Genomic DNA, 16,967 nt, shown 5'->3' on the forward strand with positions numbered 1-16,967 from the left:
AAGGCGCATTCCAGAAAACGGAAGGAGCGAGAAACACATGAGCATGTTTTGTTACCAATGTCAGGAAACCGCGAAGGGAACAGGCTGCGAAATCAAAGGGGTTTGCGGCAAAACGGAAGAAGTTGCCAAACTGCAAGACTTGGTGATTTACACATTGAAAGGGATTTCTGCACTCGTCGTCAACGGAAAGGTGAATGTCCGCGAACTGAAACCGGTAAATCATGCGTTGCTTAATGGCTTGTTCATGACCATTACAAATGCCAATTTTGACGCTTTGGCGTTGGAAAATGAAATCCTTCATCTGTTGAAATTACGCAATGAATTGCAAGCGAGCACCGCGCTGCCAGCGGCGCATGACGCTGCCAAGTTCACATTGGCGACGCGCGAGGAAATGCTGCAGAAAGCTGCCAACATCGGCGTGCTATCGACGCCAGACGAAGATCTGCGTTCGCTGCGTGAAATGATTATTTACGGTCTTAAAGGCATGGCTGCCTATACGCATCATGCGTTCAATATTGGCAAAGAAGACGTTGGGTTATACCAATTCATGTATGAGACGCTTGCGGCGACGCTGAATAATGCACTAACGAAGGACGAGTTGGTGGCGTTGGTGTTGAAAACCGGCGAGCATGGCGTAAAGGCGATGGCTCTATTGGATGAAGCCAACACCTCGAAATACGGCAACCCGCAAATTACGGAAGTAAATCTTGGCGTGCGCGGCCGTCCCGCGATTCTGATTTCAGGGCACGATCTGACCGACTTGGAACAGCTGCTTGAACAAACGCGCGATAGCGGTGTCGACGTATATACGCACAGCGAGATGCTGCCGGCGCATTACTATCCGTTCTTTAAAAAATATGACAATCTTGTCGGCAATTACGGCAATTCCTGGTGGAAACAGGTCGGAGAATTCGAACCGTTCAACGGCCCGATCCTCTTTACGACCAACTGCATCGTGCCGCCTCGAAGCGAAGAAGTCGCTTCGCGCATCTTCACGACAGGCGCCGCCGGTTATCCAAGCTGTACGCACATTGTTGCCGGGGCCGACGGAAAGAAAGATTTTTCGGCGCTGATTGCGATGGCGAAAAGCAAACAGCCGCCGCAGGAAATTGAAACAGGGAAAATTGTTGGCGGCTTCGCGCATGAACAGGTCTTCGCGCTGGCGGATCAGGTCGTAGCGGCAGTGAAATCGGGCGCGATTCGTCGCTTCTTCGTGATGGCCGGCTGTGACGGCCGGATGAAATCGCGCGAATACTACAGCGAGTTTGCCGCGAAATTGCCGCCGGACACGGTAATCCTGACCGCAGGTTGCGCCAAATACCGCTATAATAAGCTCGGGCTTGGTACAATCGGCGGCATTCCGCGCGTCTTGGATGCCGGGCAATGCAACGACTCCTATTCGCTGGCGGTCATCGCACTGAAACTGAAAGAGGTTTTTGGCGTCGACGACGTGAATAAGTTGCCGATTTCCTACAACATCGCCTGGTATGAGCAAAAGGCGGTCATCGTGCTGCTGGCGCTGCTTTATCTCGGCGTGAAAAACATCCATCTCGGTCCGACGTTGCCGGGATTCTTATCGCCAAACGTTGCCAAAGTGCTGGTTGAAACTTTCGGCATTGCCGGAATCGGCGCGCCACAAGACGATATCGATTTGTTCCTGAACGCATAATCAGCCAAGTTAATAACGGGAGAGACTGTCGTAAAACAGGTGCAAAGCTGTTCTGTGGCAGTCTCTTTGTAATTAAAGGGCAAACCGTCCTTTCATTTTTGCGCAGTTCTGCTAAAAATCGGCTAGCCCTTAGGTTGCTATTTTTATACGCATAAAGGAATTGACAAAAATTAGTAGAATATTTTAAAAACGAATAAATTTTCGAGGTGAGGCAATGAAGCAAAAAACGTTTTGGCAAACATTCACTTCGATGAATACGGGAATTGTCCTCTTGCTGCTGATAGCGGCTCTTGCGGTTTTAGGGACCTTGATTCCTCAAGAACGAGCCATGTCCTCCGCTTCACCGTTGGCGAAGCTGTTATATCAAACTGTCGGTTTGGGTGATCTTTATCATGCGTGGTGGTTCCGCGCTTTGTTGGGCTTGCTGAGTCTGAACGTACTGAGTTGTATGGTGCGTCAGTTTCCGGTGTTGTGGCGGCGCACAAGGCTGCAAGAACCGTGGCCGTCTCTGAGGGAAAGTTTGCCAAGGGTGATGCTACCTTTGCGCGAAGAAGCGCTTTATAGCGTGGAAAGCGTGTTGCAAGAGGATGGCTTTGCATGGAAGAAGAGAGAAGAAACAGAAGGGCAGCTGGTCTGGCTGGCGTATCGTCGGCGTTGGGCGGCGTGGGGGACGTTTCTGGCACATCTGTCGGTGTTGCTGATTACCGCAGGCGGTCTTTATGGCAGCTTGACCGGCATGCAAGGAGAGCTGTCGGTGCCGGTTGGCGAGCGACGACTGCTTGATGAAACCTGGGGCGCCGCGAAGGGTCTGGAAATAGAACTGCTGGATTTTTGCACGGAGTATTATGAGAACGGTCAGGTATCGGATTGGATTAGTGATGTAGTGGTTCGCAAGGAAGGGCGAGAATTAGCGAGAAAGCTTGTGAAGGTGAACGAGCCGCTCGATCTCGATGGTCTGCGTTTATATCAGTCTTTCTATGGACAGGGAATTGATGCCCGCTTGGGAACGGGAATGAGGCAGCGATTAACGGAGCGGCAAGTCTGGGTGGTGGATGCAAGCAGTCAGGTTGCGGTGCAGGTTATGCGATATATACCCGATTTTGATCCGCTACGGCCGATGATCAGTCGTTCGACGGAAGCGAAAAACCCTCATTTTCTCTATGTAGTCTATGAAAACGGGCGACAGAGCGATTGGGGCGCTGCAGCACTGGGGCAAGAAGTGAAATTGCCGGGCGGCGGTAGCGTAACCTTTATCCGCGTGATTCCTTTTTCCGGGTTCCAGATTAAGCTGGATCCGGGGCTGCCGATTGTTTTTGCGGGCTTCTTTTTCCTGGTGTTCGGTTTTTTTGCGGGACTGTACGGAAGAACACGGTATTTCTCCTGTGCTGTTGATGCGCAAGGACGCTTAGCGATAGGCGGACTAAGTAAAGTCGAAGAGGAAGAATTTTGTAGACGCATCCGTGAACGCAGAGAAAAAGAGCAGAAAGCGATCTAAGGAGCAAAACAGGAGGTGGTCCGATGGCAGCCTATGAAGGCGCATTGTTTGCGGGAGCCTTTTTCCTTTATTTTTTGGCGGCGTCGTGTTATTTGCTGCGTCTGGTCTGGAAAATAACGTTCTTAGGAAAAGTGGCGACGGCTCTGTCGGTTCTGGCGGTTACGGCGACAGCCGCATCGGCTGTGGTGCGTACGTATGGCGCGGGGCGTGCTCCGTTTGCCAATATGTATGAATTTGGCATCCTTTTTGTTTTGTGCTTGGGTTTGCTTCACCTATTTATCGAATGGCGGCAGAAAGAACAGGCTTTTGGAGCATTCATCATGCCGGTGGCTTTTTTGTTCAGCGGTTTTTTTGCATTGTATTATCAGGAAGCCAGACCCTTGATGCCGGCGCTGAAAAGCAATTGGCTCATTGCACATGTGCTGACGGCGGTAGTGGCTTACGGGTTTCTGGCTGTATCCTTTGCACTAGGGCTGATGTTTTATTGGCGTCAAGGCTTGCAAGGAACAACGACATTGCCTTCGCTAGAACGGTTGGAGTCGATGATGCATCAATCGATTGTCGCGGCGATGCCGTTTCTGACGCTTCTTATCATTACCGGTTCCATTTGGGCGGAATATGCTTGGGGTACCTATTGGCGCTGGGATCCTAAAGAAACGTGGTCGCTGGTGACCTGGATCATTTATGCGGTATACCTGCATGGCCGTCTCAGCCGCGGCTGGCGGGGAAGAAAAGCTGTGAACTGGGCTTTGGGCGGGTTTTTAGCAGTGGTTTTTACCTTTATCGGCGTCAATCTTTTGTTGTCCGGCCTTCACAGTTACGCTTTAAATTGAGGGGCTAAGCAGGCTTTTTCGTAGTGTGAAAGGAGGTTTTGAGATGGACGAGAGCCCGCTGAAAAAGAAAGTTGTTCTGGTGTATATGCTGTTCGGAGCCTTGCTGGCGGTGGTCGCGTTGACCGTGATGGCCGGTTCGATGGCCTATGCCGATAAGCCGCAGTTTTGCGGTAGCTGTCATTCCATGCAGGAGGTCTATACGACGTTTAAGGAATCGACGCATCGGGGAATCAGCTGCGGGGACTGTCATTTGCCGCAGCAAAACATCGTTGTGAAAATGACCGCTAAAGCGAGCAACGGCATGCGTCACACGTATCACGAAACGTTGCGGGATTATCCGGAACCGATTTTGGTCAGCGGCAACGCAAAACAGGTTGTGAATGACAATTGTCTGCGCTGTCACAGCGGTTCAACCGCCAACACGCACTTGTCCGCGGGGGGAGACTGCACTTCCTGCCATCGCGATCTGGTGCACGATGAACGCCGTTCGGCAGAAAAGAAAGGAGGCGTGGGTCTTGAATAGGGGGCAAAAGATACTCATTGGTGTTCTGGGATTCCTGATGATGGTCTTTGGCTTGGTCGTAGCGATGCGGGTTTGGATTATGCCGCCGGCTTCCGCTACGGTGGCAGCGGCTAAAATTCCTAAAGGCGAATACGATCCGGCCGTCTGGGGCAAAGCGTATCCTTTGCAGTATGCCAGCTATGAGAAAAACAAGGAAATGAAAGCGTCTCCTACGGGATACGGCGGCAGCATCAATGTGCAAAAATGGGATATGCAACCGGAACTGAAGGCGAATTTCGCAGGGATGCCTTTCAGCAAAGATTATCGGGAAGATCGGGGACATCCCTATGCTTTGCAGGATCAAAAGGAATCGGCTCGGGTGACGCCGGCGACCGTTGGTTCTTGCATCGCCTGCAAAACTCCGTATGTAGAAAAACTGTATGCTGAGCAAGGCTGGGGATTTACGAAAACGCCGTTATTGCAACTGATTGATGAAGCCAAGCACCCTGTCAGCTGCGCTAATTGTCATGACAATGAAAGCATGGATCTTAAAGTGACGCAACCTGCCTTCATTGAAGCGATGCAGCGCAAGGGCGTGGATCTTTATAAAGCCAGCAGGCAGGACATGCGAACATATGTCTGTGCGCAATGCCACGCGGAATACTATTTTGAGCCTGGAAGCAATCGAGTGGTCTTTCCGTGGGATAATGGCCTGAGCGCAGATGAGATCTATTCGCTTTACAGCACGAAGCCAAATGGTTTTGAGAAAGACTGGGTTCACGCGACATCAAAAGCGCCGATGCTGAAAGCCCAGCATCCGGATTATGAAGAATGGTCGACCGGAGTGCATGGCCAGTCCGGCGTCTCTTGCGCGGACTGCCATATGCCGTATATGCGCAGCAATGGGCAAAAATATACGTCACATCACATGACGAGCCCGTTGCAGGCCATTCGCTCCTCTTGCCTGACTTGTCATAAGCAGGATGAAGCGTGGGCGCTGAATCAGGTCAAGGGAATTCAAGACTCGGTCTTTGTTATGCAGCGCAGCGCTGGCAAAAATATTGAGCGGGCGCACGAGACGATTGCCAAAGCAGCGACGCAACAGGGCGTGAACGAAGCGGAGCTTGCAGCCGCGCGAGAACTGGTGCGGCAGGCGCAGTGGGATTGGGATTATGTAGCCGCGGCTAACAGCATGGGCTTCCACAGTCCGGTTCAGGCGCAACGCGTCTTAGGTCAGGCTCTCGACTTATCCTATAAAGCGATGGAAAAGGCGAATCAGGCTGCCGGGCGAGGCGGCTTGTAGCAAACAAGCTAAGATGTGTTGAGAAAACAGTGGTTTTACAGCAGCAGGTCGTGCGTTTTGCGCAGGGCCTGCTTTTAATTTATATCGAACGACAAGTAAGCAAAGGGAGCGATGGAAAAGAAAACTTGATTGTTAAAGCGAAGCCTCGTTTTACTTCGCTTGTTTCGCCGGGGCATCTACTGCGATGCATTTTTAATGCGATTATAATGACGCCAGCGTGCCGGGCTGTGGTATGATGGGAATGATTTCGATAACGGACTGGGGATGGATTTGAACGATGGAAGCGTTTTATGAAGTGGTCATTGCGTGTATTCAAAACTGGGGTTATGCGGCGATCGTCGTCGGCATGGCGATGGAGAGCGCCTGCCTGCCGGTACCGAGTGAATTGATCTTTGGTTTTGCCGGTTATCTTGTCTTTTTGGGGCAGCTTGATTTCGGCGCGTCCGTTGCGGCCGGTGTGGCGGGCGGGCTTCTAGGTTCACTGCTTTCTTATCTGGCGGGACGTTATGGCGGTCGCCCTTTGCTCGACAAATACGGCCGCTATGTTTTTCTCTCGCAAGCGCATCTCGAAACGGCGCAGCGCTGGTTTGACCGTTATGGATTGAAAGCGGTGTTTTTTGCCCGTTTGCTGCCGATCGTGCGCACGTTTATTTCGCTGCCCGCCGGCCTTGCCGGAGTGCCGTTCGGCAGGTTTGTGCTCTATACGCTGCTCGGTTCGTTGCCCTGGACGGTCGCGCTGATTTATGCAGGGGTGCTGTTCGGTGAGAACTGGCGGACAATCCAGACGATGGGGCATGGTGCGGCAGCAGCGTTAATCGGCGCAGCGCTGCTTGGCGCGCTCGTTTGGCGGCGGCAGGCCATGAAACTGAAACAGGGGCAAGGCTTACGATGAGCGAAGGGACGGCAAAGACTTTCTTTAAAGGGACGCTGATTTTGACGGCGGCGGGCATCGTGGTCAAGGCGATCGGCAGTCTGAACTGGATCTTCCTGTCGCGCGTTTTGGGCGGCGAAGGCATCGGCATCTATCAGATGGCGTTTCCGCTCTATCTGCTGGCACTCAGCCTTTCTTCGGCCGGCATTCCGGTCGCAATCTCGATCATCACGGCGGAAAAAGTCGCGCTTGGCGATTATCGGGGTGCGGAACGGGTTTTCAAGCTGTCGTTCGCGCTGCTTTTCCTGACAGGAGCTGTTTTGAGCGTGCTCCTTTATTTTGGCGCGGACTGGCTGATCGGAGCAAGAATCATTCGTGATCCGCGCGTCTACTATTCGCTGATCGCGCTGTCGCCAGCGGTGTTTATCGTGACGCTGCTCTCCAGTTTTCGCGGTTATCTGCAGGGCTGGCAGAGCATGACGCCGACGGCTGTCTCGCAGATCGTCGAGCAATTGTTCCGCGTCGCTGCGATGCTGCTGTTCGCGAGCTGGCTGTTGCCGAAAGGGCTGGCTGCGGCTGCGGGCGGTGCGAGTCTTGGGGCCGGAGTGGGCGCTGCTGCTGCGCTGGTCGTGCTGGTCTTTTATTATTTGCGGCTGCGCCGCCGTACGAAGAAAATGGTGCAGGCCGAGGCGCTGCAGGGCGGGCGGGAACGAAGGCGCTCGATCCTGCGGCGGATCGCCGAACTTGCGCTGCCGGTCTCGCTGTCGAGCATCATGCTGCCGCTGGTCGCCAATCTGGATCTGGCGGTCGTGCCGTTGCGTCTTGAGAGTGCGGGCTTCAGCGTCGAACGCGCGACCGAACTCTTCGGTTATCTGACCGGGATGGCGATACCGCTGGTCAATCTGGCGACAATTCTGACCGCGGCGTTGGCGACGAGTCTTGTGCCGGCGATCGCGCGCGTTTATGCACTGGGAGATTTGCGGGACGTTTATTATCGCACGGCAGGCGCGATGCGCCTGGCAAATCTGGCGACGATTCCTTTCGGCGTAATGCTTTGGGTTTTGGCGAAGCCGGTCTTAAGCGTCGTCTATCATGCGCCTGGTGCGGCCGAGGTTACGCAGGTTCTGGCGGCCAGCGTGTTTCTGCTCGGCATGCATCAGGTTAGCACCGGCGTGCTGCAGGGGCTGGGGCGGACGTCGATTCCGGTGATCAATATGGGATTAGCGGCGCTTGTCAAACTTGGTCTCAACTGGACGCTGACCGCGCTGCCTGTACTTGGCATCAGCGGCGCGGCGCTAGCGACGCTGGCCGATATCGGAATCGCCGCACTGCTGAACTTATATTTTATCTACCGCCATACCGGTTTCTTCCTCGATGCCGCGGATTTGGGCAGAAATCTGCTTGCGGCAGCCGTGATGGGGTCGTGCATGCAGCTGTCTTATGGCGTTTTATTGGCGCTGCTCGGCAGCGAAGCGGGCGTCATCGCGCTGACGGCGCTGCTTGGCGGCGTTGTATACCTTGTCGTGATGCTGCTTTGCGGCGGCCTCAAACGACGCGACCTGGAGCGGATTCCGCTGCTCGGCCAAAGACTGCGTCGGGTGTAGCGGCGAGGTTGAGTTTACGAATGCGTGCGCGCGTGATACACTACAGAGGATATAAGGAATCTATTCTTCAAGCGAAAAGGAGATTTATATGCGAGCGAAATTGATCGATCATACGATTTTAAAGGCGAACGCGACGCAGGCGGAAGTGGAGCAGGTCTTGCAGGAAGCGAAGCAGTACGGTTTCGCCTCGGTCTGCGTCAATCCGCGCTGGGTTCCCCTTGCAGCCAAGGCGCTGAAGGGAACGCAAAGCGGCGTCTGTACCGTGATCGGCTTCCCGCTTGGCGCGAGCGCGTCGGCGGTCAAGGCGTTTGAGACGAAAGATGCGATTGAGAACGGCGCGACGGAAGTTGATATGGTCATCTCGATCGGCAGCCTGAAAGCAGGCGATCTCGAGGCAGTTGAGTCGGACATCCGCGCGGTGGTGGATGCGGCGCAGGGCAAAGCGCTGGTCAAGGTGATCATTGAGACCTGTCTGCTGACTGAAGAGGAAAAAGTCACGGCCTGCCGTCTGGCGGTCAAAGCCGGTGCGGATTTCGTCAAGACTTCGACCGGATTTTCCAGCGGCGGTGCTACAATCGAAGACATTGCGCTGATGCGCAGGACGGTCGGCCCGAAGATCGGCGTGAAAGCGTCGGGCGGTATTCGCAGCCGGGCGGATTTCGATAAGATGGTAGAGGCCGGAGCCAGCCGGGTCGGCGCGAGTGCGAGCGTCGCAATCTGCAAAGAAGAATAAGGAACGCTGCGGCGAGCCGTCTTAGAGGAGGTTTTCAGACCTTTTTTTAAGACGGCTCCTTATTTTTACGCAGTTTCTTGCTGAAAAAACTTAAATAATTGCATTGCCGCGACGATGTTATAGAAGAGGGGCGAATCAGGCGAAAGCGGATGGGGGACGGGTCATGGATGAGTTGCTCACGGCAAAGATTAGCTTGCGGCAAAAGGCGAAGCTGAAAGTCAAAGGATTGACAAAGCTGAAACCGGACACGCATAGGCAGGAAGCCAGAGTGAAATATGTGATCGAAAAAGATGAACGTTATTCTTATACCTATCTGGTCACCGGAGCGGGCTTCAAAGTACTGCTCGTTTGCAAGCCGCTGGCGGAAGAAGCGGCGTTTGAAGCGACGTCCGCGTCAAAAGCGAAGACGCCTGATGCCAAACGCCAGGAAGAGGAGCGGACATGCCGCCTGGCCAATGCGCCTTTTACTGATTGCCAGTCTTTTCTTGCCTGTAAGCAAATGAGTGCGTCGCTCCAGTCGGCATGTAAAAAGAATTCGAGCGAAACAGGGTATGCAGAAGAAGGGATCAGCGGGAAAGATGTTATCCTTTATTGGATAAATGACGATAAATAAGATAAGAGGATGTGGCGAAGGAGGGGTTTTTATGGCGATTCAAGCGATACCGCCTGCGACGCAGAACCGTACGAACGATGCGGCTGCGAAGGTCGTAAAAAACAATACGACGAACGCCGCGAGTGAGCGCGCAGGGACGGACAGCGCAATTGGTGAAGCGACAGTCTTTGAAAAGTCAGCCCAGCCGCTCAGTGCGGTGCAGACCTACACCAAGGATACGGCAAAACTAGACGAGATCAACAAAGCGGTGGAAGAAAAGCTGGGTTCGCTGCGAAGCGCGGTGGAAAAGCTGATTTCGATGCAGCAGGTCAAAAGCGGTGAGGCGGCGGGACTCAGCTACGACCAGATCATGAGTAAGTACGATGGCAAGCTGAAAGAGTTTTTCAGCAATTTGAAAGTGGACGATGAGACGCGCAGCAAGGCGCAGCAGGATATTGCCGCAGACGGTTTTTGGGGCGTGAAGCAGACCTCCGAGCGGGCAATCGAGTTTGCCAAGGCGTTGTCCGGCGGCGATCCGTCCAAGATCGCGCTGCTGCGGACCGCGATCGAAGACGGCTACAAAGCGGCCGAAAAATCCTGGGGCGGTGAATTGCCGGAACTTTGCAAGCAAACGCAGGAAGCGACCTTGAAAGGGCTGGACGAGTGGGGGGCCAGCCAGGCGGCGCAGGTAACGGGCGCTGCGCAGGCCGAAACGAGCGGACAAGCGACAGCGGCCGCTCTGGCGAAAAACAAATAAAAAAGCCATATGTAAGGATGCTCTCAGGTAAGGACGGAGAGCATCCTTACTTTTTCATTTGAAACACTTTTACAATGAAAAGGCGTATAATAAAAAAGGTGGCTGAACGGAATGGACATGGCAGTGAAAGTTTCCGTTTGGAAAGAATAAATTCCGCTTCTTGGAATGAGATGTTGCCAAAGGTGACAGAAAAGAGTGCAAAATAAAGAAAATTCAGAGTGGCACGAATCTTGCGTTTAAAGAGAAGCAGAGAGAGAAAGAGAGGAGATTCTATGATGAAAGAAAACGAAAATTCGCAGCCGGAAGAAGGAAAGCAAGAAGGCTTGCGTGCCGATCTCGGACTGGTTTCGGCATTATCGTTGGTTGTCGGGATGGTACTGGGGGCGGGGGCTTTCATGAAACCGCCGGCCGTATTGGCGGCGGCCGGTGATTTTAATCTGGCGCTGGCCGCCTGGGCGATCGGCGGCCTGTTTTCTATCGCGGGCGGTCTGACGCTTTGCGAACTCGGCGTCCTATTTCCGCAAACCGGCGGCATTTTTGTTTATTTAGAAAAATTGTATGGTCCGCGCGTCTCTTTTCTTTACGGCTGGATGCTCAGCGTAATTTTCGGACCGGCTCTGATCGGTGCGCTGACCGGCTATTTCAGCTCGGTCTTCTGTTTGCTCTTCAATATTCCCGACGCCTATAGCGGCGTAGTCGGCGCGGCGGCGTTAGCGTTTATCGCGATCGTCAATTCGGTCGGCGTAAAAGAAGCGGGCTATCTGCAAACGCTGGCGACTTTCTGCAAGTTGATTCCGATCATCATGCTGACAGTCTTCGGTCTTTTCAAAGGCAGCGGTCAGGTAGCGCTCTTCAGCGCGAGCGGCGGCGCAATCAACACGGCGGCTCCGTTTTCGGTCGCGATCTTGGCGACCTTATTTGCTTATGACGGCTGGGCGCAGGTTGCTTCGGTGGCTGGAGAAATTAAAAATCCGAGCAAGATTCTGCCGAAGGCGATCATCGGCGGCGTCGCATTTTTGATTGTTGTCTATATCAGCATCAATGTGGCGATGTTCAAGATGTTTCCGGTCAGTGAAATGGTGGCGCTCGGTCATGATGCCTCGTCGATTGCCGCGCAAAAAATGTTCGGCCTGGTCGGCGGAAATCTGATCGCAGTCGGCATCATGATTTCGATCCTGGGCGGCTTAAACGGCTATATCATGACGCTGTCGCGCAATATTTACATCATGGGGCAGCGTGGCCAGATCTTCGGCGCTTCTGTCTTAAGCAAGATCGACCAGGACAGCAATTCGCCGGTCAATGCGATCGTGATGCTGGTCGTCAGCTCTTATTTTTACTACCGCCTGCTTGATGCGGATAAACTGTCCGATATTGCGATGTTCTCGATCTGGCTTTTTTATCTCTTGGCGTTCATCGGAATATTCATCGCACGCAAAAAATATGCGGACATGGTGCGTACTTACAAGGTGCCGCTTTATCCTCTCGTTCCATTGATCGCGATTGGCGGTGCGCTGTACGTCATTTACGGCATGCTGAGCAATCAGTTCTTAAACGGCATCATTTCGATCGCGCTGACGTTGGCAGGCTTGCCGGTCTATTATTATCTGCGGCGTTCGGAGCACGGCATCGGCTGGTGGCCGAACTTCAAGACCAAATATATCATGGGCCTGGCATCGCTGTTGATCATCGGCCTTTTGACGCTGTCGGTGCATGTGTTTGACAACCGACAGGAAATCCATGTGGCGGTCGTACCGGCATTCGAGCCGTTTACCTATGAGGATCAGCATGCGAAACTGACGGGCTTTGATATCGAACTGATGAATATCGTCGCGGAAAAATCCGGCGTCAAGGTTCGCTACGAAGCGGTTGCGCTGGAATCGATTTTTGAAGCGGTTAACAATGGTGCGGTAGATGCTGCAGTCTGCTCGCTCTCGGTCACGCCGGAACGACAGAAAAATGTGACGTTTACTAAGCCGTACATTGAAACCGGCGGGTTGGCTCTTTTGACCAGACGGGGCGATACGGCGGATCTGAGCGGCAAGACCATCGCCGTGCCGGGCGGTTCGACCAGTGAAACGTTTGCGCGCAGCATCGGCAATACGGCCAAGGTGCAGGTCTTCCAATCAAACAAAGACATGATCAAAGCGTTCAATCAGGGCTGGGTGGACGCGATCGTCTTCGACAAGCTGATCCTCGAACATTTCGTGGCGAAAAAGATGATCGAAAAGCCGGTTACGATGCAAAACATCAACCGGGAAGAGTATGCGATCGCGTTTTCCGCCAAGAACAAAGCAATGGGCGAAAAGTTTAACAAGGTCATTGCGGAGATGAAGAAGAATGGCGAGCTCGAAGCCTTGTATGAAAAGTGGTTTGGCGAGAATCAACATAGTTAGTCGAGAAAAAACAAAAGGCCTTGCAAAGAAGGAAATATCTTTGCAAGGCCTTTTTTTCTTTACAATATGAAAGAAAAAAAGCTGCGAAAAGAGAGAAAGTTAGAATTGCAAAATGGGAAGAGAAAATAACGCAAAAAAATAAACAATGTACCGTCTGGAAAAACATAAGAAAGCTTGCTATAATAAATCAGTATGTTTACAATAATTAGACAATGGGGGAGAGACAATGTTGGGACTGGGAATTGCGGCTATCGTAGTGGTGATCGTCGCACGTTATGTTTTAAAGCGGTATCAACCACAGGCGGTGCTCTTTATCGGCGGTCTGGCGATGATGTACATCGCGCTGGCGTTGAACATGGGGGCGCTGTTGCCTGCAAAGCAAAGTACAGGACTGGTTTGGCTGGATACGTTTGAATTTATCAAGCAGACGTTCAGCAGCCGCGCCGCCTCGCTCGGCCTGATCATCATGGTGGTCGGCGGATTTTCTCGCTATATGGAAACAATCGGCGCCAGCACGGCGTTGGTCAAGACCGCGGTCAAGCCGCTGCAAAAAGTCGGACGTCCGTACTTGGTATTGGCGCTGACGTCGATGCTGACCAACGTCCTGGCGATGTTCATCAGCAGTGCGTCAGGCTTTGGGCTGTTGCTGATGGTCACGATGTTCCCGGTCATGGTAAGTCTGGGCGTAAGTCGACTGGCTGCGGCCGCGGTCATTGCCACCGCGTCTGCGCCGGGGTGGGGGCCGGCGGCCTCGGACAATATCTTTGCTGCGGAACTTTCGGGCATGGACATTATCCCTTACTTCTTTGATTATCAGGTGCCGGTCGGACTTTGCACGGTAGCGGCGCTCGCGATCGGACATTTCTTCGTGCAGCAGTGGATGGACGCCAAAGAGGCGCATATCGGAGAAAGTGCTACGGTGAACGTCGATGAAAGCAAACAGAAGCCGGAGATCAAAGTGCCGGCCTTTTATGCGCTGCTACCGACGATCCCGCTCTTTTTGATTTTGATTTTCGGACAGCTTTACAAAAGCATCAAGATGGATATCAATCTTGCTACGTTCTTAGGTCTGGCTGTTGCGATGCTGTTTGAATTTATCCGAAGTCGCGACGGAAAGAAAGTCTGCAAAGATTTGCAGAGCTTCTTTGACGGGATGGGCTTGCAGATGGCGGCGGTCGTAACGCTCGTCGTCGCGGGCGAAACGTTCGCGAAAGGACTGATGTCGCTCGGCGCGATCGATACGCTGATCAACGGTGCGCAAAACGCCGGTTTCGGCGGCGTCGGTATGATCTTCGTCGTCGTCGCGATCATCATCGCATCGACGCTGGTGATGGGGTCGGGCAATGCGCCGTTCTTCGCGTTCGCGCCGCTTGCGCCGAAAGTGGCGGCGCTGTCCGGCATTCATCCGGTATTGATGCTGCTGCCGATGAACTTTGTCTCCAACCTGGCGCGTTCGCTTTCGCCGATCGCAGCGGTGATGATGGTCGTCAGCGGTGCAGCGGGCGTATCGCCGGTCGCGCTGGCGAAGCGCACCTGCATTCCGATCGTCTTCGCGATCATCGTCAATCTCGCAGTGACGCTTCTCCTTTTCTATCACTAAAATAAAAACCGCTGCCGTACTTGGAAAAACGGCAGCGGTTTTTTTCGGCAAAAAACAAAAAGCAGGAAGCGGACGTTTTTTCGGGAAGCTTCTAGGTAAGAGCATTCGATTACGGAGGTATGAAATGGACAAAGAGTTATGCTGGGATCTGACCGCGCTGTACGATGGTTTTGAAACGCCGGACTATCAGGCGGATTTTGCATTGCTGCGTCAGGCGGTCGAAAGTTTAAAGGGTTGGAACGGCGGAGAGGACGCCGTTCGTGCGGCAGAAGAATACATCGCCGCGCAAAATGAAATCCGTTCTCTGGCGGGCCGCTTGTACGGCTATGCCAGCCTGACCTACAGCGCGGACACGACGAACAGCGTCGCGCTGGCGCGTATGGAGACGGTCGCGAAAGAAACGGCGGAGCTGGCGGCGGTGGAGGTGCGTTTTGCCCGCTGGCTGGCGAAACAGGGTGAATTGACTTTGTTGGCGGAGCAGTCGGCGCTGCTGAAAGAGCATCTTTTCTTTCTGCAAGAAAGCGTCAGTTACGTAGAGCATCTGCTCAGCGAAGCGGAGGAACTGCTCTATGCGCGGCTGCGCCTCACCGCGTCGAGCGCCTGGAGTCAGCTGCACGGCCAGCTGACCGCTACGCTGCAGGTGGAAATGAAAGAGGCGGAAGGGGTGGTGAAGCGTCCGCTCTCCGAGGTGCGCAATCTTGCCTTTTCCGGCGATGCCAAGATCCGTGAGGCGGCATACGATGCGGAGTTGCTGGCGTATGAAACGATAAAGGACAGCGGCGCGGCCTGCCTAAACGGCATCAAAGGCGAAGTGATCACGCTGGCCAAGGCGCGCGGTTACGCGTCGCCGCTTGCGCGGACGGTCAAGGAAGCGCGCATGGAGGAAGGAACGCTGACGGCGATGCTGACTGCACTAAAGGAAGCGTTGCCGCAGTTCAGGCGTTTTTATCGCGCGAAGGCGGCTTTGTTCGGCTACTCTGGCGGCCTGCCTTTTTACGATCTCTTTGCGCCGGTTGGCGTACTGGATAAGCAATACAGTTATACGGCAGCGAAGGCTACGATTTTGGAAAGCTTCCGGCGTTTCAGTCCCGGACTGGAAGCTGTGGCCCGCAATGCGTTCGAACAGCGTTGGATCGACGTCGAACCGCGCAGAGGCAAGCGGGGCGGCGCGTTTTGCCATAGCGTCCATCGCATTGCGCAGAGCCGGATTCTCTGTAATTTTTCCGGCAGCTTTAGCCATCTGACGACGATCGCGCATGAACTCGGGCATGCCTATCATGCAGCCTGTCTCTTTAAGCAGCCGTATTTGAATACGCGGTATACAATGCCGATTGCGGAAACCGCATCGATATTCTGCGAGACGGTAGTCAAAGACGCGGTCTTGTGCAACGCTTCAGAGGAAGAACGCTTTGTGATGTTGGAGAACGATATCAGTGACGCCGGGCAGGTCATTGTCGACATTTATAGTCGCTATCTTTTTGAGTCAGAGCTGTTCCGTCGCCGCGAAAACGGGGCGCTGGGGGCGGATGAACTGTGCAGCATCATGCTAAAAGCGCAGCAAGAAGCCTATGGCGACGGCTTGGATCAGGAAAAGCTGCATCCCTATATGTGGCTGAATAAGCCGCATTATTATTCGGCCGGCACTAATTTCTACAACTTTCCCTATGCGTTCGGCTTGCTCTTTGCCAAGGGGTTGTATGCGATTTACCGTAAAAAAGGCGCAGCCTTTGTCGCAGAGTACGACAATCTGCTTGCCGCGACCGGGAAAGACAGTCTCGAAGAGGTTGCCGCGCTGGCCGGCATCGACATCCGAACCCCGGCTTTTTGGCGCGAATCTTTGGCGGAGGTGACGGATCAGATCGAAACGTTTATCGGGCTGGCGGCAAAGGCCGGCGGACGATAAAAGCAACGAGCTGAGGGGAAAATAAAATGTCGTCTATGTGCCATGGCACCATAGACGACATTTTATTGTATAAAGAAAACCACGCGCTAGGCGTGTGGTTCCGGAAAGCTTATAGCTATAAGTAGAAAAGAAAAGCCTCCTTTGCTAGAATAAATGCAGGTTTGCCGACCGCATAAACTAACAAAGGAGGAGTATCCAAAATGGATAACAGCAGTTTAGCACACACAAAATGGAAATGCAAATACCATATAGTTTTCGCACCGAAATACAGAAGACAAATCATATATGGGAAAATAAAAAGTGATATCGGAGTTATACTGAGAAAGCTATGCGAACATAAAGGTGTTGAAATTATAGAAGCAAGTGCTTGCCCGGATCACGTTCACATGTTGGTAAGCATACCGCCGAAAATAAGCGTGTCAAGTTTTGTGGGGTATCTAAAAGGAAAGAGTTCATTAATGATATTTGATAGGCATGCGAACTTGAAATATCGATATGGCAATCGACAGTTTTGGTGTAAAGGATACTATGTAGATACAGTAGGTCGAAATAAAAAAGCAATTGAAGAGTATATCAAAAATCAGTTAAAAGACGATGTGATCGCCGAGCAACTTACTTTGAAAGAGCTAGTTGACCCGTTCACGGGTGAGCCAGCAAAAAAGTCGAAATAAGACCCCTTTAGGGGTAGACTGAAAAGGCTATGCGGTTGGCG

The 16,967-nt window shown here is 53.1% G+C and carries 14 protein-coding genes; all 14 read left to right on the forward strand.

The features are described 5' to 3' along the window. Positions 1–37: 37 nt before the first annotated feature. The 14 genes from hcp (at position 38) to tnpA (ending at position 16,926) form a co-directional block, all read left to right on the forward strand. Complete coding sequence (gene hcp, locus QTL79_RS11210) at positions 38–1,669, forward strand: hydroxylamine reductase (protein ID WP_346355058.1); 1,632 nt, start codon at positions 38–40, stop codon at positions 1,667–1,669. A 214-nt stretch (positions 1,670–1,883) separates the two neighbouring features. Next, the gene (locus QTL79_RS11215) at positions 1,884–3,164 is read left to right on the forward strand and encodes a cytochrome c biogenesis ResB family protein (protein ID WP_346355059.1); all 1,281 of its coding nucleotides are present in this window, start codon (positions 1,884–1,886) and stop codon (positions 3,162–3,164) included. A gap of 23 nt (positions 3,165–3,187) precedes the next feature. After that, entirely contained in the window at positions 3,188–3,997 is an 810-nt protein-coding gene (gene ccsB, locus QTL79_RS11220) for a c-type cytochrome biogenesis protein CcsB (protein WP_346355060.1), read from the forward strand. A 43-nt stretch (positions 3,998–4,040) separates the two neighbouring features. Continuing rightward, positions 4,041–4,520, forward strand: coding sequence for a cytochrome c3 family protein (locus QTL79_RS11225; protein ID WP_346355061.1), 480 nt, complete (start codon positions 4,041–4,043; stop codon positions 4,518–4,520). Continuing rightward, positions 4,513–5,802: an ammonia-forming cytochrome c nitrite reductase subunit c552 gene (locus QTL79_RS11230; protein ID WP_346355062.1), complete on the forward strand. Its 1,290-nt coding sequence runs from the start codon at positions 4,513–4,515 to the stop codon at positions 5,800–5,802. Before QTL79_RS11225 ends, QTL79_RS11230 begins: the two co-directional genes overlap by 8 nt. A 277-nt stretch (positions 5,803–6,079) precedes the next feature. Beyond that, a complete protein-coding gene (locus QTL79_RS11235; RefSeq protein WP_346355063.1) occupies positions 6,080–6,694 on the forward strand; it encodes a DedA family protein in 615 nt (204 codons plus the stop codon). Beyond that, the gene (locus QTL79_RS11240; protein ID WP_346355064.1) at positions 6,691–8,277 is read left to right on the forward strand and encodes a putative polysaccharide biosynthesis protein; all 1,587 of its coding nucleotides are present in this window, start codon (positions 6,691–6,693) and stop codon (positions 8,275–8,277) included. The genes QTL79_RS11235 and QTL79_RS11240 overlap by 4 nt, the downstream gene beginning before the upstream one ends. A gap of 88 nt (positions 8,278–8,365) precedes the next feature. Beyond that, complete coding sequence (gene deoC / locus QTL79_RS11245) at positions 8,366–9,010, forward strand: deoxyribose-phosphate aldolase (protein WP_346355065.1); 645 nt, start codon at positions 8,366–8,368, stop codon at positions 9,008–9,010. Between the two features lie 163 nt (positions 9,011–9,173). Further along, complete coding sequence (locus QTL79_RS11250) at positions 9,174–9,623, forward strand: hypothetical protein (protein WP_346355066.1); 450 nt, start codon at positions 9,174–9,176, stop codon at positions 9,621–9,623. Positions 9,624–9,654: 31 nt separating this feature from the next. Continuing rightward, complete coding sequence (locus tag QTL79_RS11255; protein WP_346355067.1) at positions 9,655–10,359, forward strand: hypothetical protein; 705 nt, start codon at positions 9,655–9,657, stop codon at positions 10,357–10,359. A gap of 272 nt (positions 10,360–10,631) precedes the next feature. Next, positions 10,632–12,752 (forward strand): amino acid permease, encoded by a 2,121-nt coding sequence (locus QTL79_RS11260; protein WP_346355068.1) that lies wholly within the window; start codon positions 10,632–10,634, stop codon positions 12,750–12,752. 226 nt (positions 12,753–12,978) lie between these two features. Then, on the forward strand, positions 12,979–14,352 hold the full coding sequence (gene dcuC, locus QTL79_RS11265; protein ID WP_346355069.1) for a C4-dicarboxylate transporter DcuC: 1,374 nt from the start codon (positions 12,979–12,981) through the stop codon (positions 14,350–14,352). Between the two features lie 124 nt (positions 14,353–14,476). After that, complete coding sequence (locus QTL79_RS11270) at positions 14,477–16,255, forward strand: M3 family oligoendopeptidase (protein ID WP_346355070.1); 1,779 nt, start codon at positions 14,477–14,479, stop codon at positions 16,253–16,255. 200 nt (positions 16,256–16,455) lie between these two features. After that, positions 16,456–16,926 carry an IS200/IS605 family transposase gene (tnpA, locus tag QTL79_RS11275; protein ID WP_346353254.1) on the forward strand — a complete coding sequence of 157 codons (471 nt, stop codon included), beginning with the start codon at positions 16,456–16,458 and terminating at the stop codon, positions 16,924–16,926. The last annotated feature ends 41 nt before the right edge of the window (positions 16,927–16,967 follow it).

Source organism: Azotosporobacter soli, from assembly GCF_030542965.1.
Lineage (GTDB): Bacteria > Bacillota > Negativicutes > SG130 > SG130 > Azotosporobacter > Azotosporobacter soli.